Annotated in this window: 20 protein-coding genes and 1 tRNA gene; 10 read left to right on the top strand and 11 right to left on the bottom strand. The window is 57.7% G+C overall.

Translation table 11 applies throughout. The features are described from left to right. The first annotated feature begins 102 nt into the window (after positions 1 to 102). The 3 genes from GRI43_RS12480 to GRI43_RS12470 all read left to right on the top strand — a co-directional run bounded on the left by GRI43_RS12480 (position 103) and on the right by GRI43_RS12470 (position 3560). Positions 103 to 1254 (top strand): cysteine desulfurase family protein, encoded by a 1152-nt coding sequence (locus GRI43_RS12480; protein WP_160731412.1) that lies wholly within the window; start codon positions 103 to 105, stop codon positions 1252 to 1254. 148 nt (positions 1255 to 1402) lie between these two features. Continuing rightward, complete coding sequence (locus GRI43_RS12475) at positions 1403 to 2671, top strand: DUF262 domain-containing protein (RefSeq protein WP_160731411.1); 1269 nt, start codon at positions 1403 to 1405, stop codon at positions 2669 to 2671. A gap of 19 nt (positions 2672 to 2690) precedes the next feature. Continuing rightward, positions 2691 to 3560 carry a serine/threonine-protein kinase gene (locus tag GRI43_RS12470; protein ID WP_160731410.1) on the top strand — a complete coding sequence of 290 codons (870 nt, stop codon included), beginning with the start codon at positions 2691 to 2693 and terminating at the stop codon, positions 3558 to 3560. A gap of 110 nt (positions 3561 to 3670) precedes the next feature. Here the strand turns inward: GRI43_RS12470 and GRI43_RS12465 are convergent, their stop codons facing one another. The 3 genes from GRI43_RS12465 to GRI43_RS12455 form a co-directional block, all read right to left on the bottom strand. Further along, complete coding sequence (locus tag GRI43_RS12465) at positions 3671 to 3868, bottom strand: helix-turn-helix transcriptional regulator (protein ID WP_160731409.1); 198 nt, start codon at positions 3866 to 3868, stop codon at positions 3671 to 3673. A gap of 120 nt (positions 3869 to 3988) precedes the next feature. Continuing rightward, a complete protein-coding gene (locus GRI43_RS12460) occupies positions 3989 to 4462 on the bottom strand; it encodes a hypothetical protein (RefSeq protein WP_160731408.1) in 474 nt (157 codons plus the stop codon). Positions 4463 to 4630: 168 nt separating this feature from the next. Beyond that, positions 4631 to 4717, bottom strand: a tRNA-Leu gene (locus GRI43_RS12455). A gap of 168 nt (positions 4718 to 4885) precedes the next feature. Between GRI43_RS12455 and GRI43_RS12450 the strand changes: the two genes are divergently transcribed. After that, entirely contained in the window at positions 4886 to 5875 is a 990-nt protein-coding gene (locus tag GRI43_RS12450) for a complex I NDUFA9 subunit family protein (RefSeq protein ID WP_235903749.1), read from the top strand. Position 5876: 1 nt separating this feature from the next. On the opposite strand, the gene GRI43_RS12445 is transcribed toward GRI43_RS12450, so the two are convergent. Both GRI43_RS12445 and GRI43_RS12440 read right to left on the bottom strand, forming a co-directional pair. Continuing rightward, entirely contained in the window at positions 5877 to 6368 is a 492-nt protein-coding gene (locus GRI43_RS12445; RefSeq protein WP_160731407.1) for an NfeD family protein, read from the bottom strand. Then, positions 6368 to 7372: an SPFH domain-containing protein gene (locus GRI43_RS12440; RefSeq protein WP_160731406.1), complete on the bottom strand. Its 1005-nt coding sequence runs from the start codon at positions 7370 to 7372 to the stop codon at positions 6368 to 6370. Before GRI43_RS12440 ends, GRI43_RS12445 begins: the two co-directional genes overlap by 1 nt. 120 nt (positions 7373 to 7492) lie before the next feature. Here GRI43_RS12440 and GRI43_RS12435 point away from each other — a divergent pair, with 120 nt between their 5' ends. After that, positions 7493 to 9325: a sensor domain-containing diguanylate cyclase gene (locus GRI43_RS12435; protein ID WP_160731405.1), complete on the top strand. Its 1833-nt coding sequence runs from the start codon at positions 7493 to 7495 to the stop codon at positions 9323 to 9325. 51 nt (positions 9326 to 9376) lie between these two features. Here GRI43_RS12435 and GRI43_RS12430 read toward each other — a convergent pair whose 3' ends face one another. Further along, positions 9377 to 10306 carry a dienelactone hydrolase family protein gene (locus tag GRI43_RS12430; protein WP_160731404.1) on the bottom strand — a complete coding sequence of 310 codons (930 nt, stop codon included), beginning with the start codon at positions 10304 to 10306 and terminating at the stop codon, positions 9377 to 9379. Between the two features lie 139 nt (positions 10307 to 10445). On the opposite strand from GRI43_RS12430, the gene GRI43_RS12425 reads away from it, so the two are divergent. The 3 genes from GRI43_RS12425 to GRI43_RS12415 all read left to right on the top strand — a co-directional run bounded on the left by GRI43_RS12425 (position 10446) and on the right by GRI43_RS12415 (position 14386). Beyond that, positions 10446 to 12587 carry a PQQ-dependent dehydrogenase, methanol/ethanol family gene (locus tag GRI43_RS12425; protein ID WP_420850006.1) on the top strand — a complete coding sequence of 714 codons (2142 nt, stop codon included), beginning with the start codon at positions 10446 to 10448 and terminating at the stop codon, positions 12585 to 12587. Between the two features lie 106 nt (positions 12588 to 12693). Next, a complete protein-coding gene (locus GRI43_RS12420; protein ID WP_160731403.1) occupies positions 12694 to 14118 on the top strand; it encodes an aldehyde dehydrogenase family protein in 1425 nt (474 codons plus the stop codon). Beyond that, the gene (locus tag GRI43_RS12415) at positions 14105 to 14386 is read left to right on the top strand and encodes a hypothetical protein (protein ID WP_160731402.1); all 282 of its coding nucleotides are present in this window, start codon (positions 14105 to 14107) and stop codon (positions 14384 to 14386) included. Before GRI43_RS12420 ends, GRI43_RS12415 begins: the two co-directional genes overlap by 14 nt. A gap of 10 nt (positions 14387 to 14396) precedes the next feature. Here GRI43_RS12415 and GRI43_RS12410 read toward each other — a convergent pair whose 3' ends face one another. The 3 genes from GRI43_RS12410 to GRI43_RS12400 are packed head-to-tail and all read right to left on the bottom strand — an operon-like array spanning position 14397 to position 17057. Then, positions 14397 to 15185: an SDR family NAD(P)-dependent oxidoreductase gene (locus GRI43_RS12410; RefSeq protein ID WP_160731401.1), complete on the bottom strand. Its 789-nt coding sequence runs from the start codon at positions 15183 to 15185 to the stop codon at positions 14397 to 14399. Between the two features lie 5 nt (positions 15186 to 15190). Continuing rightward, on the bottom strand, positions 15191 to 16045 hold the full coding sequence (purU, locus tag GRI43_RS12405; protein ID WP_160731400.1) for a formyltetrahydrofolate deformylase: 855 nt from the start codon (positions 16043 to 16045) through the stop codon (positions 15191 to 15193). A 1-nt stretch (position 16046) separates the two neighbouring features. After that, positions 16047 to 17057 carry an NAD(P)H-dependent flavin oxidoreductase gene (locus tag GRI43_RS12400; RefSeq protein ID WP_160731399.1) on the bottom strand — a complete coding sequence of 337 codons (1011 nt, stop codon included), beginning with the start codon at positions 17055 to 17057 and terminating at the stop codon, positions 16047 to 16049. A gap of 255 nt (positions 17058 to 17312) precedes the next feature. Here GRI43_RS12400 and katG point away from each other — a divergent pair, with 255 nt between their 5' ends. Then, positions 17313 to 19502 carry a catalase/peroxidase HPI gene (gene katG, locus GRI43_RS12395; RefSeq protein WP_160731398.1) on the top strand — a complete coding sequence of 730 codons (2190 nt, stop codon included), beginning with the start codon at positions 17313 to 17315 and terminating at the stop codon, positions 19500 to 19502. 87 nt (positions 19503 to 19589) lie between these two features. Here the strand turns inward: katG and GRI43_RS12390 are convergent, their stop codons facing one another. After that, a complete protein-coding gene (locus tag GRI43_RS12390) occupies positions 19590 to 20285 on the bottom strand; it encodes a LytTR family DNA-binding domain-containing protein (protein ID WP_235903748.1) in 696 nt (231 codons plus the stop codon). A gap of 285 nt (positions 20286 to 20570) precedes the next feature. Between GRI43_RS12390 and GRI43_RS12385 the strand changes: the two genes are divergently transcribed. Then, a complete protein-coding gene (locus GRI43_RS12385; protein WP_160731397.1) occupies positions 20571 to 21104 on the top strand; it encodes a DUF2306 domain-containing protein in 534 nt (177 codons plus the stop codon). A 17-nt stretch (positions 21105 to 21121) separates the two neighbouring features. Here the strand turns inward: GRI43_RS12385 and purT are convergent, their stop codons facing one another. Next, entirely contained in the window at positions 21122 to 22294 is a 1173-nt protein-coding gene (gene purT, locus GRI43_RS12380) for a formate-dependent phosphoribosylglycinamide formyltransferase (protein WP_160731396.1), read from the bottom strand. Between the last annotated feature and the right edge of the window lie 43 nt (positions 22295 to 22337).

The raw sequence follows: 22337 nt of genomic DNA, 5'->3' as shown, positions 1-22337 counted from the left end.
GATAGGGTCAATTCCAAACTGGAGCAAAGCCCCAGATTATGGAATTGATTTGTAGCTTATCTCTTCGCACCCAAAAAAACGCCTATAATAGACTGAATTATCATGACAAATGCTCAGAAAATCTACCTTGATTATCAGGCAACCTGCCCGCTCGACGAGCGAGTGTTTGCAGTCATGAGCAAGCATTTCAAAGGGCCTGCTGCCAACCCACATTCCGCTGAGCATAGTTTCGGTTGGCAAGCGGCAAAGACGGTCCTGGATGCGCAAGAGCAAGTCGGCGCGCTGATTGGCGCTGACGCCGATGAAATTATTTTTACCTCAGGCGCGACAGAGGCAAACAATCTGGCGTTGCGCGGGCGCGATTACGCTAATTGCTCCAAGCTTGTTGTAAGTTCGATAGATCACAAATGTGTGCTCGAAACGGCGCGTTCGATCGAGCTTGAAAGGGGTGTAGAAATTGCCAGACTCGATGTCGATGAGATCGGTGTCGTCCGTCTCGATCAATTGAAAGAGTTTGTTGATAAGGAAACTGCGCTTGTCTCTGTGATTGGCGTCAACAATGAGATCGGCACGATTCAGCCCCTTGAGAAGATTTCCGAAATAGTGCGAGCAGCGGGCGCCAAGCTCCATCTGGACCTTGCTCAAGCGCCGATGGCAATTGACTTGTCTGGTCTGGCGGATCTAGCCGACTCGATCAGCCTGTCAGCCCATAAGTTTTATGGTCCAATGGGAATCGGATGCCTGTATATCGCGCGCAACGATCAGCTCAATTTTCGACCTCAAATTACAGGTGGCGGACAGCAGGGAGGCCTTCGATCCGGTACTGTTCCTGTTGCCCTTGCAGCTGGTATGGGGAAAGCTGCAGAGCTAATCTTAAGTCAGCCGCAAGAGCGCGGAATAATTCGTCGCTTGAACAAAGAACTGTGGGCCAAGCTACAGGCATTGCCTTTCCATGTCGAACTCAACGGTCCCAGCTTGGAGGCCAGGCATCCAAGCAACTTGAACGTGAGTTTCTTGGGATACGATGGCAGAGACATCATCGGCTCTGTCCAGCCAGCCCTTGCAATTTCGAGCGGTGCAGCTTGCACTACGGGGGTCCCCGAGTCTTCATACGTTCTATCAAGAATAGGACTATCAGAAGAGCGTCTGCGCGGAGCAATTCGCATTAGTATCGGTCGCTACACAACCCAGAGCGAAATCGAGATCGCAGCAAACTACCTATGTGGCGCACTTAAGAGGCTCAAAGCAGATTAGTGAATTGGCAAGAGGCGAGGCAAAGCAGTCTTTCTCAATCGTTTCGTCCTCGCCCACCTCGGTCAAAGAGGTAACCTTCGTCAACAATCTCACTGGGCAATCAAGACATTGTTTGCAATGCACCTAGGTTGCGGAATAGAATGCAAGCATGGTCCATTGGAATTTAAGCCCGCACCCCATCTCTGACATTCGCGATTGGAGCGATGCCGGACGGCTTGAATTGCAGCCAGACTTTCAGCGCCGAGAAGTGTGGGCGATGACAGCTAAGGTAATGCTGATCGACTCGATCCTTTCAGACATTCCTCTCCCCAAGGTATTTCTCTCGAAAGTCATGCGAGATGGGAGCACTTATCGAATTGTCATTGATGGTCAGCAGAGAATTTCGACGATTCTAGACTATCTTCGAGATAGTTTCGCTCTCGATGCCCCTTACTCAGGGCCAAACGAGGGTAAAAAATTCAGCCAATTAGATGAAGAAACACAGGCCAAAATCCTACAATATCGTATTGATTTCAACGAGGCCACAAACCCGACTGATCGGGAAACGCGTGACGTCTACATGCGGGTAAATAAGTACACTACGCCACTCACAAAGCAGGAACTACGAAGGGCCGATTTTCCTGGAGATTTCCTCAATTTTGTTGAGGAAACATCTGTCAATGATTTTTTTGATCAGGCGGCAATCTTTACCCCCACAGATCGGCGTCGATACGGAGACGCAGAATATCTATCTGAGATCGTCGCCGCACTCATTGATGGAGTGCAAGATAAGAAGGCTACCTTAGACTCGTTCTACATCAAATATGCAGAGTGGGACCAGGATCATAAAGGGAATATCTCTGATAGATTGAGCTTGGCGTTGGCTGATATAGGTGAGATATTTTCCACCTTTCCAGAGGGCCTTAAGAAAACTCGTTTTAGGCAGAAAGCAGACTTCTATAGCTTAGTCTTAGCGGTAGACGCGTTGCGACTAAGAGAAGGATCAATTCAAGGGAAGGATTTATCAGATCTTAGCGATGATTTGGGACTGCTCGACGCCGAAATTGCACCTGAATCGATGGGGGCAATTTTCAGTGAGTACGCGATCAAATGTGTCTCACAGGCAAACTCAGCATCGAGCAGAAGATGGAGAATGAACTTCTTAGAAGCGATCTTGGCCGGGACCTATCTGAGTTGCCCCCCTTCAGCTCCGGCCGCTGGAATATTGAAAATGGTGAAGCAAGATTCTGAGGCCCATTGCGACATGTCGTACACGAGCCCGAAGTGTCCAATCTGCGATTCCAAGTTTAGTGAGGCAGACCAGTACGAGGATGTCGCAATTGGATGGCCACCAAGCGCGAAAGTCTTTCAAGTATCTAACTCGCGTTGGGTGCATCAAGCTTGTGCTGATGGGGCTTCGGACTGGTCGATTGCGTAAACCAAGGAAGAGCTCTCCTTTGAAGACCCAAATCTACTTCAGCCCTGAAGATCTGCGCAAAGGCAGCCGAGGCAAGAGCTATACCATCGGCGGCCCGATTATTGGGGATGATGGTCGTTCGTATGAGCTTGGCGAGTGGATCGCGCGCGGGGGCAATGCAACCGTTTTTCAATGTAAAGAACGAAGCAGCGGAAACGAACTTGCGATAAAGTTTCTATTGCTGCCCGGGCGTCGATTAGCAGAACGCTTTGCCCGAGAAGGGGAATTGCTCGCCAAGCTGAGCCACAACCACATTGTAAAATATCGCACCGCCGGAAAAGTTCGACCGCAGTCCGATAGAAGGCGGGTGATCCCATTCATCATAATGGAAATCGCAGAACGTAACTTACTGACTGAGATGCAAGAATCGGGATGTTCAATTCCGACTGAGGTGTTTCTGGGTCAGTTTCGTGGGCTGGCTCAGGGCTTGGAACTCTTGCATCAGCATGCAGTTCACAGAGACATCAAGCCGGAGAATATTTTGGTATCAGGTGATCGCTGGTTGTTAAGCGACTATGGGCTCTGCAAATTTTCCGGCTCGCGGGGCCCAGACCTAACTCCCGAAGATCAAGCTCCGGGACCGAAATTTTGGATGTCGCCTGAAGGTCAAAATCGTCGGCTCGGCGTTGGGGATGCCATTTGCAAAGCTTCCGATGTCTATCAGTTAGCTGCGGTATTTTGGTTCATCGCCACATCTCGGCACCCATCCGGTATCATCTCAAGAGATGATTGGACCGGGCCAGACCGGCTCTTCCAGCCGCTCTATGATGCTTTGCAGCACAATCATAAGCGGAGGCCTCGGGATGGGGCAGCGTTTTTAGCTGCTCTCGAAGATGCATTGATATCTTAAGTCCTCTTAGGGCTAGGCAGCACCGAGCGGGTACTAAATCCAAAGCATTCATTTTGTCCCGTTTAACAAGTTGGGTGGCCGGGCTTGCAATCCCGACCACCCGCTCCTTTTCAGGAGTGCCGGACAGGTTCGTCACGGGCTTCCAGGCGCTTCTGCAGCCAGTCCAGCGCTTCGTCCTCAACCCATCCGACCCGGCTCGGGCCAAGCTGTACCCTCTTGGGGAATTGGCCGGCCTTTTCCAGGCGTGCGATGTGCTGAGGCGAATACAGTACTAACTCCTTGACCTGACGCTTCGACAAAATCCTCATCACGATGTCTCCTAATTGAAGAGCATCGCGATGCTCGAGGTTGGCAAAAGCCCCCGAGGCACCTCAAATGCTATCAGTGACGAGATCTTACGCAAGGACAATTGGATAGGTGCTGAGGCGCTATGGCGAGTGGACTAGCTCCTGGCGCTTGATGTTTTCGTGGGACGTAAAGTACAAAGCATGAAGCTCGAAGCCTCTGCCGACCCCTGCTCTATAATCGACAATGACGTGAGACACCCTGCCAGACGAAATCATGTCCGGGAGAGACCAGAATGGCTGGGGCGGTAGGTATCCCAACGCTTTGAACGCGCCTTGAGAATGGCTCGCTGTCATGAGCATCGGCATGGGCGCCTCTGATGTATCTGGAGCAGCATGGTATGACTGAGAGCAGACCAGTGACATCTCTGCGGGCGCGCCGACCAAAGGCCGGTGGTCGCTGGTTCGCACGATCTTGCCGCGAATTTCGATTATTGCTTCGTCGTCCACGCGGCCAATCTCAGCCCGGTGATCGGCGATGTGATACGATTGCTCGAAGCTATCGATCTCGATCAGCAGCTCTATAGAGCCGCCCTTGGTTCTATCCGCTTTGGCCATCCGTTCTCTCCAACCTGCGTAATTGGATGGAACATAGGAGCACATGCAAACCCACTACATCGCAAAAATTGAGGTGGGCGAAAAGGTGGACCAGATTTCGAAAACCCAGATAAAATATTATTTTTATTGCATTTTTTGAAGTAATTTTATTGCATTTTTTGAAGTAAATGGTGCCCAGAAGAGGACTCGAACCTCCACATCCTTGCGAATACTAGCACCTGAAGCTAGCGCGTCTACCAATTCCGCCATCTGGGCACACATGCGAGTCGGTCATCGGATGCCGTCTCGCCGTAGGAGCGGGCCGATAGCGGGCGCGCCTGCGGTCTGTCAACGAAAATGGATCATCTGCGGGAGATTAGCTGTGAATGGATGTTCACACCGTGATCCGCACAGGAACAGTTGCGGCCAAAGGCGCGTTGAGGCATGGCGCGGTGCAATTCGAACGACACACTTCTAAGGGCCTTCTCCATGGCGAAATCCGATCCACTCAATGGCAAGCTAGTCGTCCTGATGGGCGGAACCGGCTTCCTCGGCAATTACGTTGCTCAGGCCTTGCTGGAGCGGGGCGCACGTTTGCGGGTTGCCGGGCGTCACCCCGAAAAGGCAATGAACCTGAAGCCGCTCGCAAACCTTGGTCAGATCCAGTTTGTCCGCTGCGATGTTCTGAATGAGGCCAGTGTCGCTGCGGTCGTCGAAGGCGCCGATGCAGTCGTAAACCTGGTCGGTTCGTTCGATGGCAATTTGATGGAATTGATGGGCGAGGCGTCAGGCCGCATTGCCCGGCTGGCCAAAGAAACCGGGGCGCAGGCATTCGTTCAGATCAGCGCCATCGGTGCGGACGGCGGCAGTGAAACCGAATACGCGCAGGCCAAGGCCCTCGGCGAACAGCTGGTGAAAGACCATTTCCCGAAAGCGACAATCCTGCGGCCCTCAATCGTGTTCGGCAAGGATGACAATTTCATCAACATGTTTGCCGGGCTCATTCAGGCACTGCCGATATTGCCGGTGTTTGCGCCGGAATCGAAACTGCAGCTTGTTTACGTGGATGATGTTGCGGAAGCGGCCGTCGTCGCACTGTCCGATCCGGCAAAACACGGCGGAAAGACATATGAGCTGGGCGGACCCGAACAGCTGACCATGATGGAAATCAATGAGCGGATTGCTGCCGCGCAGCAGCGTTCACGCACTTTCCTGCCCATGCCGGACGCAGTATCGGGCATTTTTGCAGCGCTACCGCTGACCCCGATGGACAGCGATCAATGGACGCTGCTGAAAAAGGGCAGCGTCGTATCGAAAGGCGCGGCAGGGTTTTCCAAGCTGGGGATCGAGCCGAAACCCCTGAGCCTGTATCTCGACCGATGGATGACACCCTATCGCAAGCATGGGCGGTTCACCATTCCATCGAAAGGCTGATTTACGTTTCGGTCAGCGTTCCGGAAGACGCATCTGAATTTGCGCCTGCCGTGATCGGTTCGACCGCAAGGATCGGTCCCTTGGCGGCAGTAATTCGCACTCGGGTGCCAGCGCCACAATCGGGACCGCGCGCGATCCATTCGCTGTCGCCGAACTTCACGCGCCCCTCCCCGCCATCGATCGGCGCCACGACAACTGCTGTTTCGCCGACCATCCTGCCCCCGCGATTGTTCAGCAACGGGTCGGAGCTTTCGATTGGACGGTCGCGAAGCCAACGCTTCGCCGAATAGACCATGATCAAGGCCAGAAAGACGAAATTGATCACCTGGAACAAAACGCCGAGGTCCAAGACAAAGGCGAGTGCGCCGGTGATGATGGCGGCGGCTGCGAGCCAGATCAGGTAGACCCCGGGGACCACCATTTCGAGCGCGGCAAGCGCAAGTCCGGCTGCCAGCCAGATCCAAACCGGGTCGAAATTGTCGAACAAATCCATCAGCTTTTGCCCGAACTGCGCGGAACACTTGTGCGCACCGGTCGCTTGCCTGTGTTTTGTGGAGCGGTGTCGCGCGTGATCGGAGCGCCGCTGCCCTCACCCCCAACGACATCTTTCATCAATTCGCCGATACCGCCGAGCGACCCGATCAACTGCGTGGCTTCGATCGGGAACAGGATGGTCTTGGCATTCGGGCTATCCGCGAACTTGCCGACCGCCTTGGTGTATTCCTGCGCCACGAAATAGTTGATCGCCTGGCTGCCGGAGCTGGCGATGGCATCCGACACCATCTGGGTTGCCCTCGCCTCTGCCTCTGCCGCACGTTCGCGCGCCTCTGCGTCGCGGAAGGCGGCCTCGCGCTGGCCTTCGGCTTTCAGTATGGCGGATTGCTTGCTTCCTTCAGCACGCAGGATCGCGCTGCTCTTGTCGCCTTCGGCTTCGAGGATTTCAGCACGTTTGAGGCGCTCTGCCTTCATTTGCCGGGCCATCGCCTCCGAAATGTCGATCGGAGGGCGGATGTCCTTGATCTCGACCCGGGTAATCTTGATTCCCCATGGAGACGTTGCATGATCGACTACGCTCAGCAGGCGGGCGTTGATCTCGTCACGCTTGGAAAGTGTTTCGTCCAGATCCATGCTGCCCATCACAGTCCGCAGATTTGTGGTGGTGAGCGCCATGATCGCGCCATAAAGATTGCTGACTTCGTAAGCCGCCTTGCCCGCCTCGAGGACCTGGAAGAAGACCACCGCATCAACGCCGACCATGGCGTTATCCTTGGTGATGATTTCTTGGCCGGGGATGTCCAGCACCTGTTCCATCATGTTTATCTTGTGACCAATGCGGTCGACGAACGGGATAAGGATATGCAGCCCCGGATCAGCAGGTTTTGTGAATTTGCCCAGCCTTTCAATCGTATAGACAAATCCCTGTTTCACGACACGAACGGTTGAGAACAAAACAGCGACGATCAGCAACAACAACAATATCAGGATAAGAATATCCATGGGCTTTCTCCCAAGTAACGTGGTCAGACACTAGACCAACCGGACGCGGGTGGAAAGCAGGCAGCAAAACAGGCAACACGGTTATCAAGTCCTTTACCAGCCCCGGTCATAAGGCTGCGGATGGATGCGCTTCGCACATTCTACGCGCGACTTCCGATCGCAGCGATTACCGCCGGCCTTGCGTATTACGCACTGGCGGCCCTTTCGCTGTACCTGACAGAAGGCGTAAGCGGCCTGGCGACAATCTGGCCCTCAAGCGGGGTGTTCGTGGCCGCTTTGCTGCTATCTTCAAAACCGCAGCGCCCGGCCATTGTGATCTGCATCGCGCTCGCCAGCTTTGTTGCCAATGGCCAGGCGAACGCCACATGGTCCGATGCAGCCCTGTTCACGATCGCCAACGTCTGCGAGGCGCTGATGATCACATGGCTTTGCCTCTACGGCCGGGCCAGCGGGCAGGTCGGCAATTTTTCCAACCTCAGGAGCGTTGGCCGGTTTTGCGGCAGCGCCATTATCGGCACGCTCTCTGCTGCATTGATTGCCGGCTTCCTGAGCGGGAAGCTGTCAGTACCATTCGTCGAATCCTGGGCCACGACCACTTTGCTGGGGACGCTGATCGTCACCCCGCTGATCGTCACCGTTGTCCGGATAATTACCTCTGACAAGGTTCGTGTAACGACGGGAAATCTGGTTGAATCGTTCGGAATTGCAGTCATTCTCATCGCGCTGAGTGCCGGCGTATTCGGCCAGACTGCGTATCCGCTGCTGTTCCTGCCGCTGATCGGGGTTCTAATTGCGACCTACCGCCTGGGCGGCGTGGGTACGGCGGTAGGCGTGTTCAGTGTTGCGATGGCAGGCACCCTCACGCTTGCCGGCGGCGCAGGCGCAGTCCCGCTGATCGAGGGCGGCCGGAATGCAGGCACGCTCTTTTTCCAATTCTACCTTCTTAGCCTGTTGATAGCGGCCTGGCCGCTTTCCGCCCTGTTGGAGCAAAAGCGGCGCCTGATCGCAAACTATGCAGAATCGAACTACTTTCTTGAGCTTGCCGAAAGCGCTGCCAAACTTGGCCATTGGCACGTGGGTAGCGACGGCGCAGAGCTTGGCTGGTCGAACGAAGTCTATCAGATTCACGGGCTGGATGCGGATCATTTCAGGCCGGAAAAAACCGGCGCGATCAAGCAGGGCACCTCGCTGGACCTTTACCATGAAGACGACCGCGAGAATGTGCGCACGACCTTGCTTCGGGCGCTGCAACAGCAAGATGGATTTACGTACAACGCCCGGGTCGTTCGGCCAGATGGCGAGGTTCGGTTCATCACCAGCATCGGTGAAGCGCGATTTGACGACCGCGGCAATTTCGCCGGCTTGTTCGGAACCCTGCAGGACATAACCGCACAGACCGAAATACTCGAAGAACTGCGCCAGGCCCGCGAAAGCGCTTTGCGCGAAGCCGAAAATTCTATGCGCTTGGCGGAAACCGACCAGCTTACCGGTATCGCCAATCGCCGGAAGGTGATGATGGTGCTCGCCGATGCGATCAAGGTGGCAGAGGCTGGAGGTTCCCAACTGGCCGTCGGAATTCTGGATGTCGACCACTTCAAATCGATCAATGACCGGTTTGGGCACGCAGTCGGCGACCATGTTCTGCAACAGGTTGCCTCACTGTGCTCCAGCGCCCTGCGCGAGGAAGATTTCGTTGGCCGCCTTGGCGGGGAAGAGTTCCTGATTGTCATGCCCGGCGCCGCACCTGAAATTGCAAAACTGATCTGCGAACGTGTCCGTATCGCAATCCAGTTGGCCGACTGGACGGGCGAGGAACTGGATCTTGTCACTGTCAGTATCGGCATCGCGTCCCACCGCGACGGTGCAGACGACACGTGGCTTATGCAGGCCGCCGATGCGGCGCTTTACCAAGCCAAGAGCGATGGCCGGAACCTGCTACGCCTGGCTAGCTGACGGACCAGTTAGACAGCACCTCCCGCTCCGCCCGCGCCCGGAACCCAGTGGCTATAAACCCGCGAACAGCGCCAGCATCCGCGCCTTGGCCCGCTCAGCCTCCAACTCGTCATAAACCGGCGAATCGATGGTGCACCAACCGTGGTCGGCGTTGTAGACCTCGATCTCTGCGGGGCGACCCGAGCTTTCCGATGCCGCCCTCAACGCTGTCTTGTCACCGGGCGCTTTTGCATCGTCGTTCTGGGCAATGGCGAACAGGTAGCTCGCCTGTGTTTTCTGCATCAGCTTGTGAGGGCTTTCAGCATCGTCACGCACCAATCCGCCGCCATGGAAACTGGCAGCGGCCTTGACCCGCCCCGGGACCGCCGCGGTGCTGTAAACGGTGAACGGCCCGCCCATGCAATAGCCACATGATCCGATACCGCGCGACGTATCGACTGCGTCCTGCGCGTCAAGAAACTCGACAGCCGCCTGCGCATCTCGGCGAATTGCAAAACTGTCGAGATTATCAATCATCGGACGCAGCTTCGCGCGGCCCGCGTCAGTCCGCCATTCCATGAAGCTCCCCAACACGGGCGCTTTGGCATTGCGGTAGTACTGGTTCATCGCAAGCACTGCGTAACCCTGCTCTGCAAGCCGAGTGGCCATGATCTGATAGGCTTCGCGCAGGCCAGCGATGTCGGGCCACATGATGACTGCGGGGCTTTTCTTGCGCGTTGTGCCCGGGTGCGGGTGGACGAAATACGCGTCCATGGTGCCGTCCGGGGTCGCGAAAGAGACTTCACTCGCCTTGGTCAGCAGCAGGGGTTCGCGCGAAGAGGATGTACCTGGACCCGGGTCCGATCCTGAAACCGCATCGACTTCGTTCGGCGCGCAGGCAGCGATCGCCGCCGTACCGGAGAGCGCGGCAAACTGGCGGCGGCTCAGCTTCATCCGCCGGATTGCTTCGTCTTCCTGCTCTTTGGTGAAATCATCACACATCCTGCATCTCCGTTTTCATTCTGCTGCCCTACCCTTGCCGATCATGCAGGCAATGGACTCGCGCTGCAAGATACGGCAGAACAGTTGCAAAGGACGACTGAATACAGGGTCCGCAAAATCCTTGGGAGAGGGAAACCAAATGAGGAAGATCGCGTTCGCTGCGTTTGCAGCGCTTGCCGTTACAGGGGCACTTGCCGGTTGCGGCGAGAAAATGAGCGAGGCCGGCATCAGTGCAGAACGCCTGCTGGGCGCACAGGCGGATGATGCCAACTGGATCACCTACGGCCGCAATTACGAAGAGCAGCGGTTCTCTCCTCTCGATAAGATCAACACCGAGAATGTCGGCGAACTTGGCCTCGCATGGTCGGCCGATATGGACACCGCGCGCGGTCAGGAATCGACACCGCTGGTGATCGACGGCGTGATGTATTTCACCACCGCATGGAGCAAGGTGAAAGCCTACAACGCTGCAACGGGTGAAGAGATCTGGACCTACGATCCCGAAGTACCCGGCGAAACCGGGGTCAAGGCATGCTGCGATGTCGTGAACCGCGGGCTTGCAGCATGGGGCGATGCGCTGTTTCTCGGCACGCTCGACGGCAGGCTGGTCAAGCTGGACCGTGAAACCGGCAAGGTCGAATGGGAAAAGGTAACCGTCGACCAGGCCAAGAGCTACACAATCACCGGCGCGCCCAGGGTTATCGATGGCAAGGTGCTAATCGGCAGCGGGGGCGCTGAATTCGGCGTGCGCGGCTATTTCGGCGCGTATGACGCAGATAGCGGCGAGGAATTATGGCGGTTCTACACCGTCCCCGGCGGCGATGAAGATGAGAATTCGCCCGAATATCTGCGCAAGGCGGCGGAAACCTGGTCGGGCGATGTGCTGGGTAGCGAAAGCGGCATTGGCGGCGGCGGCACGGTGTGGGATGCAATGGCCTACGATCCGGAGCTCGACCTGCTCTATGTCGGGGTTGGCAATGGCAGCCCGTGGAACCGCGCTTATCGTTCGCCCGGTGAAGACGGCACCGGCGAAGGCGACAACCTCTATCTTTCCAGCATCGTCGCAGTTCGGCCTGAGACAGGCGAATATGTCTGGCATTACCAGACGACGCCGGGCGAGACATGGGATTACACGGCCACGCAGCACATCATGCTGGCCGATCTCGAGATTGAGGGTGAGCAGCGAAAGGTGCTGATGCAGGCGCCGAAAAACGGTTTCTTCTACGTGCTCGACCGCGAAACAGGCGAATTCATTTCCGGCGATCCCTACGTCACGCTCAACTGGGCCACCGGCATCGACGAAAACGGCAGACCGATAGAGAACCCGGAAACCCGTATCGACAAGACCGGCAAGCCTGCGATGGTGACACCCGGCGCACTGGGCGGTCATAACTGGCACCCAATGGCGTTTCACCCGGGCGAAGGTCTGGTCTACATTCCAGCTTTTGAAGCGGCGATGATGTACGCGCCTGAAGCGGATTGGAAACCCGATGTGAACCGCGGCTTCAATGTCGGCTTTGATCTGGCCGCAGGAGACCTTCCGCCTGACGAGGGTTTCCGCCGCGAAGTCGCAGGGACGCTGCGCGGAATGCTGGTCGCCTGGGACCCTGTAAAGGGTGAGCCGCGCTGGACCGTCGAACATCCGGGCCCGTGGAACGGCGGCCTGCTGGCGACTGCTGGCGGCCTTGTGTTTCAGGGTACGGCTGGCAGCGAATTCAACGCCTACAATGCCGCAACCGGCGACAAGCTGTGGAGCTTCCCTGCGCAAACCGGCGTGGTCGCACCGCCCATCACCTACACCGTTGACGGCGAGCAATATGTTGCTGTGCTGGCTGGCTGGGGCGGTGCCTACGCATTGTCAGTCGACGGTGAATTGATGAAGCGCAAGGCACCTGTGCGCAACGTCAGCCGAATGCTGGTGTTCAAACTGGGCGGCACATCTGCGCTACCGGAAGCGCAGGATATGGCGACCGCACCGCTTGATCCGCCCCCCAGCCGCGCCTCGGCAGACATTATCGCAGCTGGCGGCAAGAGTTATGCCCGCTACTGCGCGGTATGCCATGCGCCAGGCGCAGTCGGTTCGACCGTGCTGCCCGATCTTCGGCGCAGCGGCACGCTGGAAAACAAGGCAGCCTGGCTCAGCATCGTACATGACGGCGCACTGCAGGATAACGGAATGGCCAGCTTCAAAGGCTCGCTGTCGAAGGAGCAGATCGACGCGATCCGCGAGTGGATCATATTCCGCGCCAATCAAGATAAGGTGATGTCCACCGAACAATAGGTTCGCGCCAAATCACTTAGGTTTCAGCCTGCCGCGTGTTAGGTTTGCGGCATAGCGAATCAACGCCGCGTAGCCGCGCGGCCAGACGGATTATTGGGAGATTACGATGACCAAGACTTACCAGAACCTGATCGGCGGCGAGCTCGTCAGCACAGCAGACACGATGGAAGTTCTTAATCCAGCGAATGAAGAGGTTATTGGCCTGGTCCCGTCCTGCGGGAAGGACGAACTTGACCGTGCTGTCGCCGCCGCGCGCACCGCGTTCAAGACTTGGTCAAAGACCCCGATCGACGATCGCCGCGCAGTGATCCAGGCCATGGCCGGCGCAATCAAGGAAAACGCCGACGAGCTTTTCCGCCTTCTGACGAGTGAGCAGGGGAAGCCTCACGATCAAGCCAAGGGCGAAATTTACGGCGCTGCTGGCATGATGTCTGCGCAGTCCACGCTCAGCCTCGATGACGAAATCAACGAAGACAGCGACCAGCGCCTCAGCCGTACTCGCCGCGTACCGGTTGGTGTTGTCGGCGGAATCGTGCCGTGGAACTTCCCGGTTATGATGGCGATGCAGAAAATCGCCCCCGCCCTGCTGTCGGGCTGCACCATCGTGCTGAAACCTTCGCCGTTCACCCCGCTGGCTACGCTGCGGATTGCCGAACTGATCAAGGACATCGCGCCAGCAGGTGTCGTCAACATCATCACTGGCGAAGATACGCTTGGCCCGCTGATCACCGAGCATCCGGATATCGACAAGATCACCTTCACCGGCTCCACCGCGACCGGCAAGAAGATCATGGAAGGCGCATCGAAGGACCTTAAGCGTATCACGCTGGAACTGGGCGGAAACGACGCGTCGATCGTTCTTCCAGATGCCGATGTGCAGAAGGTTGCCGAACAGCTGTTCTGGTCCAGCTTCAGCAATGCAGGGCAGATCTGCGTCGCTGCAAAACGCATTTACATCCACGAAGACATCTATGACGAGCTGAGCGCTGCAATTGCTGAAGTCGCCAAGAATGTTGTTGTCGGCGATGGCGCGCAGCAGGGAACTGGTGTCGGTCCGATCCAGAACAAGAAGCAGTTCGACCGCGTTTGCGAACTGATTCAGGATGCCAAAGACAATGGCTACAAATTCCTGACAGGCGGCAATGTCGACCCGTCGGGTACAGGCTATTACGTGCCGATCACGATCATGGACAATCCGCCGGAAGATGCGCGGATCGTGGCAGAAGAACAATTCGGGCCGGTAATGCCGCTGATGAAATTCTCGACCACCGACGAAGTGATCGAGCGTGCCAACAATTCCGAATACGGGCTTGCCGGTGCTGTCTGGACCAAGGACACCGACAAGGGTGTCGAAATTGCGGAACAGCTTGAGACCGGCACAGTCTGGATCAACGAATTCCTCCACCTCTCGCCCTTCGCGCCATTTGGCGGACACAAGCAGTCCGGCTTCGGCGCTGAGTACGGCAAGGAAGGGCTGAGCGAATTTACCTATCCGCAGGTGATCACGATCAAGAAAGATGCCGCGGTCTGAAGATCCGATAACGACCCCATCCGACCGGCCGACCGAACAGATCGGCGTCTTGGTCGGATGGGATTCGTCTGAGATCGAGGGACGAATACATCTGAAGCTCGAATATTTCCCGCCCGGCAAGACGCCGCGCGGGCGCCCGCAAATCATGCGGCTGCTGCTCGACCGGAACGAGGCGAGCGTTCTTGGCAACTATCTTTACCAGATTACCGGGGAAGCAGGCCCTGCACGCAAACCACGCAGATGGCCGTGGAGCAAATCGGCGGGTTAGCGCCCGTAGCTCAACCCATCCGCATCCGCGCGCTTTGCCCGTCATCAACCTTGATCACTGCGCCGGTCACGCATTCGCTGGCCGCGCTGCACAGATACAGCAGGGTAGAGTCCAGCTGGGCAGGCACGGGCACGCGCTTGCGGGCGACCCATTCGCGCGGGTCGCCAATTCTTTCGAACATGCCGTCGGTCATTTCGCTGACGAACATTCCCGGCGCGATCGCGTTGACGTTGATATTTGCATAGGCCCATTCAGTGCTGAGCGTTTCCGTCATCCGCGCAACAGCGGTCTTGCTGACCGAATAGAGCGCTGCCCCGCCGCCATCATAACGGTAATGCGCGGTCGAGCTGATGTTGACGATGTTGCCGGGTTTCTTTGCCTCTATCAGGCGCCGTGCGACCTCGGTTGAAAGCAGCCACGGCGCGCGAACATTGATGCCCAGCACGCGGTCCACCAGATCGACCGACATCTTGTGAGCGCGCTGCGCGTCGGGGATGCCAGCATTGTTGATGAGAATGTCGACCGTGCCGAAAGCCGCCTCGGCCGCGTCCACCGCAGCGACTAGCGCATCGGCATCCATAGCGTCCATCTGGACCGCCACAGCCTTGCCGCCCGCTTCCGTAATCTCCCCTGCTAGCGATTCCAGCCGGTCTATACGGCGTGCACAAAGTGCGACTGATGCACCTTGCGAGGCCAGTACCCGGGCGAACCGTTCCCCGAGGCCGGATGATGCGCCGGTGACCAGCGCGACCCGTCCGGTCAGATCGTTAGAAACATTCGGCAATGGAAATTCGGACATTTAAACTACCCCTTGAACACCACAGTGCGCTGACCATTCAGCAGCACCCTCTCCTCGAGATGCAATCGCACCGCTTCTGCCAGCACGCGGTTTTCGATATCACGGCCCTTGCGTACCAGATCATCGGGACTGTCCGCATGACTGATGCTTTCGGCATCCTGATGGATGATCGGCCCTTCGTCGAGGTCGGTGGTTACGTAATGCGCCGTCGCCCCGATCATCTTCACGCCGCGTGCGTGCGCCTGATGATACGGTTTCGCGCCTTTGAAGCCCGGCAGAAAGCTGTGATGGATGTTTATGCAGCGCCCCGAAAAATACGCAGCCTGCCGGTCCGACAAAATCTGCATATACCGCGCCAAAACGATCAGCTCCGCGTCTGTTTCATCTGCGATGGCGCGAACCTGCGCTTCCTGTTCATCCTTCGTATCTCGCGTGATTGGCAGATGATGGAACGGGACGTCGCCGATATCGGTATGGCTGATGGCTTCGCGGGGGTGATTGGAAACGATTGCCACAGGATCCATCGCCAGCTCCCCGATCCGCCAGCGGTAGAGCAGACTTGCCAGGCAATGGTCGAACTTGCTCACCATCAACATGACCCGGCGCGGGCGCGAACGGCTCGCGATTTTCCAGTCCATCTCTTGCCGCAAAGCGAAAGCGGCAAACCCCGCGCGCAAGGCCTCTGCCGACGCACCTGCGGGATTGAAAGCGATACGCATGAAGAACGCGTCGCTTTCACGGTCGTTGAATTGCTGCGCCTCCAGAATGTTGCAGCCATGTTCGAACAAGAAGCCGGTGACATTGGCGGTAATGCCCGGCCGGTCCGGGCATGACAGGGTGAGGATCAGCGCATCGGACATTTTACCGCCGCGTCAGCGCCTCTTCACTTTGCGTCATCAGCTTTTGCATGATGTCGACGACAGGCTCTTCAGCCTTGAGCATCCCGACGGACTGTCCGGCCATGATGGACCCGTTTTCGACATCGCCGTCGATCACCGCACGGCGCAGGGCGCCTGCCCAGTAATGTTCGATCTGCAGCTGCGCCTCGGCCATTTCGACCGTGCCTTCATCCAGCAATTTCGCGACTTCGATCTGTTTGGCGGTGAACTCTTCGGTTCCCTTGTTCTTCAGCGCACGCACCGGGATTACCGGCAGTCGCGGATCGACCTGCACACTGGTGATCGCGTCGCGGGCGTTTGCCCGGAAAAAGGCCTTCTTGAAGTTTTCATGCGCGATGCTTTCTGTCGCACAGGCGAACCGGGTGCCCAGCTGCACACCGACCGCGCCCATTTCGAGATAGCCCGCAATCGCCTGCCCTCGCCCGATACCTCCGGCGACAAATACGAGGTGGTCTTCCGACAGTTCGGGCAGAAATTCCTGCGCGAGCACGCTGGTTGAAACCGGCCCGATGTGGCCGCCAGCCTCCATCCCTTCGATAACCAACGCATCGCCGCCGCTACGAAGCAGCTTTTTCGCCAAAGCCAGGGTCGGCGCAAACACGATAACTTTCGCGCCGAACGCCTTGATCGCTTCGACGCTGCCTTTCGGAGGAATGCCGCCAGCCAGAACAACATGGCCAACACCGTGCTTGCCGCAAACTTCGATCAAATCGAATAGCTGGGGGTGCATGGTGATCAGGTTCACGCCGAAGGGCTTGCCGGTCAGCTTTTTCGTTTCGGCTATTTCAGTGTCGAGCAGGGCCGGCGTCATTGCGCCGCAGGCAATTACGCCAAACCCCCCTGCATTGCTGATCGCCGAAACGAGATTGCGCTCACTCACCCAGCTCATCGCGCCGCACATGATTGCGTATTCGCTGCCAAGGAAATCTGTGCCGCGCTTCATCAGGCGCATCGTCTTTGGAAAATCGCTCATCCGCCGCGCTTAGATGCCGCTGCGGCACCCGGCAAGAGGGGGATGCGCCGCAGTCGGCGCACGGACCGGCTTGTGTCGGCGGAACCTTGTCTCTCGCCCGCCATTGAGAAACCATAGAACAAAATAAAAGGCTGGGGTCGAAGCATGATCGCATGATCGCTTTTTACGATCATGGTGACAGGACTTAACAGCTTCCCTCGATTGAACAGGAAGCGTAGTCTGAAAACATAAATGCCAGATAACGGAGGATGTACGATGGATATCAAGACTGGACAAATGAGCGGCGGCTGTCCCTTTACAGGCGACAACAGTGTTCGGAGCCTGCTTGGCCGCACCAACAAGGATTGGTGGCCAGATGCACTGCAGCTGGAGATTCTGGCGCAGGGCGGCAAATCTGCCGATCCGATGGGCGATGATTTCAATTACGCCGAAGCTTTCAACGCACTCGACTACAACGCGCTGAAAGCCGACCTGACTGCATTGATGACAGACAGCCAGGATTGGTGGCCGGCGGATTACGGCCACTACGGCCCTTTCTTTATCCGCATGGCGTGGCACGCAGCCGGCACATATCGCACAGGCGACGGCCGCGGCGGCTCCTCCAGCGGGCAGCAGCGTTTTGCCCCGCTGAACAGCTGGCCGGATAACGGCAACCTCGACAAGGCCCGCCGCCTGCTGTGGCCGGTCAAACAGAAATACGGCAAGCACATCAGCTGGGCCGACCTGTTCATTCTGACCGGCAACGTCGCGATTGAAAGCATGGGCGGACCGGTATTCGGTTTCGGCGGAGGCCGCGAAGACGTGTTCGAGCCGGAAACGGTCTACTGGGGCACCGAAGAACTGTGGGTCGATCAGGGCGCTGAAACACGCATCCTGCCCGATGAAGGCAAGGCGCTGGATAACCCGCTTGCCGCGATCCAGATGGGTCTGATCTACGTCAATCCAGAAGGTCCGGGCGGAAATCCGCACGATGCCGAGGGTATGGCGCGCGACATGCGCGAAACATTCTCGCGCATGGCGATGAATGATGAGGAAACCGTCGCGCTGACAGCGGGCGGCCACGCCTTCGGCAAATGCCACGGTGCTGTTCCGCCTGATCAGCTTTCCGGCAGCCCCGAAGGCGGCGCGCTGGAAATGCAGGGCTTCGGCTGGGCAACAGACAAGGCGCAGATCGCCGAAGGGCACATCACCACTTCGGGTATCGAAGGTGCATGGACACCCAACCCAACGCAGTGGGGCGGCGATTATTTCCGCCTGCTGTTCAAGTATGATTACGAGCTGACCAAGAGCCCGGCGGGTGCCCATCAGTGGACTCCGATCAACCCAGAAGAAGCAGACATGGCACCTGATGCCCGCGACCCGAACAAAAAGGTCCCGACCATCATGACCACCGCCGATATGGCGCTGAAGCGCGATCCGGAATATCGCAAGATTTCCGAACGTTTCCTCAACGACCAGGCTGCTCTCGACGATGCGTTTGCCCGCGCATGGTTCAAGCTGTGTCACCGCGATATGGGGCCGAAAACCCGCTATCTCGGACCGGAAGTACCGGAAGAAACGCTGATCTGGCAGGACCCTGTACCGGCCGGTAGCAAGCCTGCGGACGCCGCAGTCTCGGACTTCCAGTCCGCCATACTGAACAGCGGCCTTTCGGTTAGCGAGCTCGTCAAAGCAGCATGGGCATCGGCATCGACATACCGCAATTCCGACCACCGCGGTGGATCGAATGGTGCGCGCGTCCGTCTGGCGCCGCAAAACGGCTGGGCTGCAAACGATCCGGAAGAACTTTCCAAAGTTCTCTCGAAAATCGACGAGCTTCGCGGCGACCTTTCCATGGCTGACGCAATCGTCGCTGCAGGTAACGCTGCGGTCGAAAAAGCTGCCAAGGATGCCGGGTTCAACGTGAGTGTGCCATTCACCGGCGGCCGCGGCGATGCGGGTGACGAGCACACCGATGCGGAAAGCTTCGAGCCGCTTGAACCGTTCGCCGATGGTTTCCGCAACTATCTGCGAACCAAAGCGACAGTGAAGACTGAGGATATGCTGGTAGACAAAGCAAATCTGCTGGGTCTGAGCATGCCGGAAATGACGGTTCTGCTTGGCGGGATGCGCGCTCTGGGTGCCAATAGCGGCAACACCAAGCACGGCGTTCTTACAGAGCGTGCCGGCCAGCTGACCAATGACTTCTTTGTCAATCTGCTCGACATGGCCACCGAATGGAAAGTGGTCGACACGAGCGGAGACGAAGAGTTCATCGGCAGCGATCGCAAATCGGGCGAAGAGAAATGGCGTGCGACCCGCACCGACCTGGTCTTCGGATCGAATTCGCAGCTGCGCGCCGTGGCTGAAGTCTACGCAGAAAACGGCAACGAGCAGAAGTTCGTCAACGACTTTGTCTCTGCATGGACGAAGATCATGAACAACGGGCTGTTCGGCATCGCCTGATCACGGCCCCCTCTGACCCCAGAGGGTCGCAAGGAGCCTCCCCTCACGATGTGCGGGGAGGCTTTTTTGTGCACTTGCGTGATAAAATTAGAACCAGCCGCCATCCTTGAGCGGAGCGACGTTAGCGCGGGACACCGGGGCTTCCAGTCCCCCGCAAAGAATCAGACGGACATTGCGCCCGTCCCGCTGCACATTTTCCACCGCACCGCGCGCCACCCACCAGCTTCTGTGGACCTGCTCGCCCTCCAGGCCATCCAGTTCGGAAACCGCGTCCCGCATCCGCATCAGAATCAGGTCAGACCCCAGCGCAGTATGCGCGCGGACATAGTGATCTTCCATTTCCAGAGCGATCAACTGAGTCCCCAGTTCTGGCGGCAACCGGTCCAGAAAGCGCGGGGCAGTGCCTTGCTCCAATGTATCGAAGCCATGTGCCGGAGAACCTGATCGCTGCGCAGAACCACGAGTCAATGTTTCTGCCGAATTGCGATTGCCGCGCTCGATCAGCTGAAACAGCACGGTAATTGCAGCACCGATAATCAGAACATTGAAATAGGCAGACAGCGCCTGTTCGCCGGTCGGGAAAGGCACGGGGTCCGGCCAGAAACCGATGCACCAGATAATCGCGGCCAGCGGGATCGTGGCGATCAGCGTTCCGGCGATCCACAATCCGGTCCGAGGCAATTGCAGCTTTCGCTCTAACACGTTCACGAACCATCCGATGGGCGCGTATGCGGCATAGCCGACATAGGCGAACAGCAACCAGCTGCCGAGACGAACCGCCAATGGTGCGCTGGCGCTGCCAAAGGGCCCGATCAGGGCCCAGCACCACGCCGATCACGGTCATGATCGACAGGTCGATCAGCAATCTCCGCGTCATCCGCGCGCTCAAGCCAGGGTTCACTTGCGTCATCAATTGCAATTCCTAGCGTCCATTCGCGCTTCGTAAAGTGGCAAGCGCCGCTGCAAACGCACTGTTCACGAACAAACCGGCCCGGCCGCGCAGCATCGATTGCGGCCACCATGCATGCAGTCACAATGGCCTCCGAACTCATGAATACGGAGGATTAAATGACTACCGCAGCCGTTCCGCTATCCAAGCGCCCGCCCGCATCGGGTTTCGATATTGGGCCTGCTCTTCGCGCGCTTGTCCTGCTAGCCGGCGGGACGCTGAGCCTGCTTGCCATTATCGCTTTGGCCCGCAGCTTTTCCGGGGTCGCTCCGGACCATTCGCATATGCGGGATTTGGCGATCCTGATCCATGTGGGGAGCGTTGTGCCGGCGATACCTCTGGGCGCCTACCTGCTGCTCGCCCGCAAAGGCGGTGCGCGTCACAAACGGCTTGGCAAAATCTGGCTTGCACTGATGGTTACCACTGCATGCGCCGCGATATTCATCAAGACCAGCGGTAGCTTCAGCCCCATTCACATCTTCATTCCGATGACCCTGTTCGCGTCCTACAAGGTGATTTCCAGTGCCCGCAAAGGAGACTTCAGGTCACACCGGATCCACATTCTCTCGCTTTATCTCGGCGCGCTGATGATCCCCGGAATTGTAGCATTCGCGGTACCGGGCCGGATGATGAACGTGCTTCTGCTGTGGTGAGCGCTGCAAAACAGCAGTCAGTCACCATAGTGGATTTGGACCTTGCTCGCTGCATCGCGTGCAATGCGGCGGGCATCGTCAGCCGACCCCGCGCACGCAAGCGCGACGCCCATCCTTCGGTAGGGGCGCGAAGTAGGCTTGCCGAACAATCGGATATCGCCGCCGCCCGCCATCGCTGCATCCAGCCCGCTATAGGAAATGCGGTCACTCTCTCGGTCCGCCAGAATAACCGCCGATGCCGATGGGCGCGCGCGGATCGTTTCCGGCACCGGCAGGCCCATGATTGCCCGTGCGTGCAGGTCGAATTCGGTCAGGTTCTGGCTAAGCAGTGTCACCATGCCGGTGTCGTGCGGGCGCGGTGACAGTTCGGAAAAGATGACCTCTTCCCCTTTGACGAAGAATTCGACGCCGAACAGGCCCCATCCCCTGCCCCCGCCAGCAAGATCCTCAACAACCTTGGCGGCCATTTCCTGCGCAGCGGCAATCGCAGCGTCAGACATTTCGGCAGGCTGCCAACTTTCCTGATAGTCGCCGCGTTCCTGACGGTGGCCAATCGGCGGGCAGAACGAAATGCCACCCTTGTGGCGCACGGTCAGCAAGGTGATTTCGTAGTCGAAATCGATGAATTGCTCCACGATAACGCGCTGACGATCGCCGCGCATATTGGCCACGGCATAGTCCCAGGCATCTGCCAGACCGGCTTGGCCATCGACTTTGCTCTGCCCTTTGCCTGATGACGACATCACCGGCTTGATTACGCATGGGAAACCCGTGATCGCAGCGGCCGCCTCCACCTCTTCAAAATTCTTGGCATATCGATAGGTGCTGGTTTTGAGGCCCAGTTCCTGTGCTGCGACATCGCGGATCGCGTCGCGGTTCATCGTCAGCTGGGTGGCCCGGGCAGAGGGCACGATATTGACCCCGTCCTCTTCCAGCCGGGCGAGCACTTCGGTGCGGATTGCCTCAATTTCCGGCACCACATAATCGGGCCGGTGTCTTTCGACAGCCTCGCCCAGCTTTTCACCGTCGAGCATGGAGAAGACCTCCCTTGCATCGGAAACCTGCATCGCCGGCGCGTCGTCATACGCGTCGCAGGCAATGACATAGGCGCCCAGCCGTTTTGCAGAGATTGCGAATTCGCGGCCGAGCTCGCCTGAGCCGAGAAGCATGATTTTTGCAGTGAAGGTCATGCAGATTGTCTAACCAAGATATTGCGCAACCGCGAGTCCCTTG

Source organism: Pontixanthobacter luteolus, from assembly GCF_009828095.1.
Taxonomy (GTDB): Bacteria; Pseudomonadota; Alphaproteobacteria; order Sphingomonadales; family Sphingomonadaceae; genus Pontixanthobacter; species Pontixanthobacter luteolus.
This window is presented reverse-complemented; position numbering and strand designations above follow the sequence as displayed.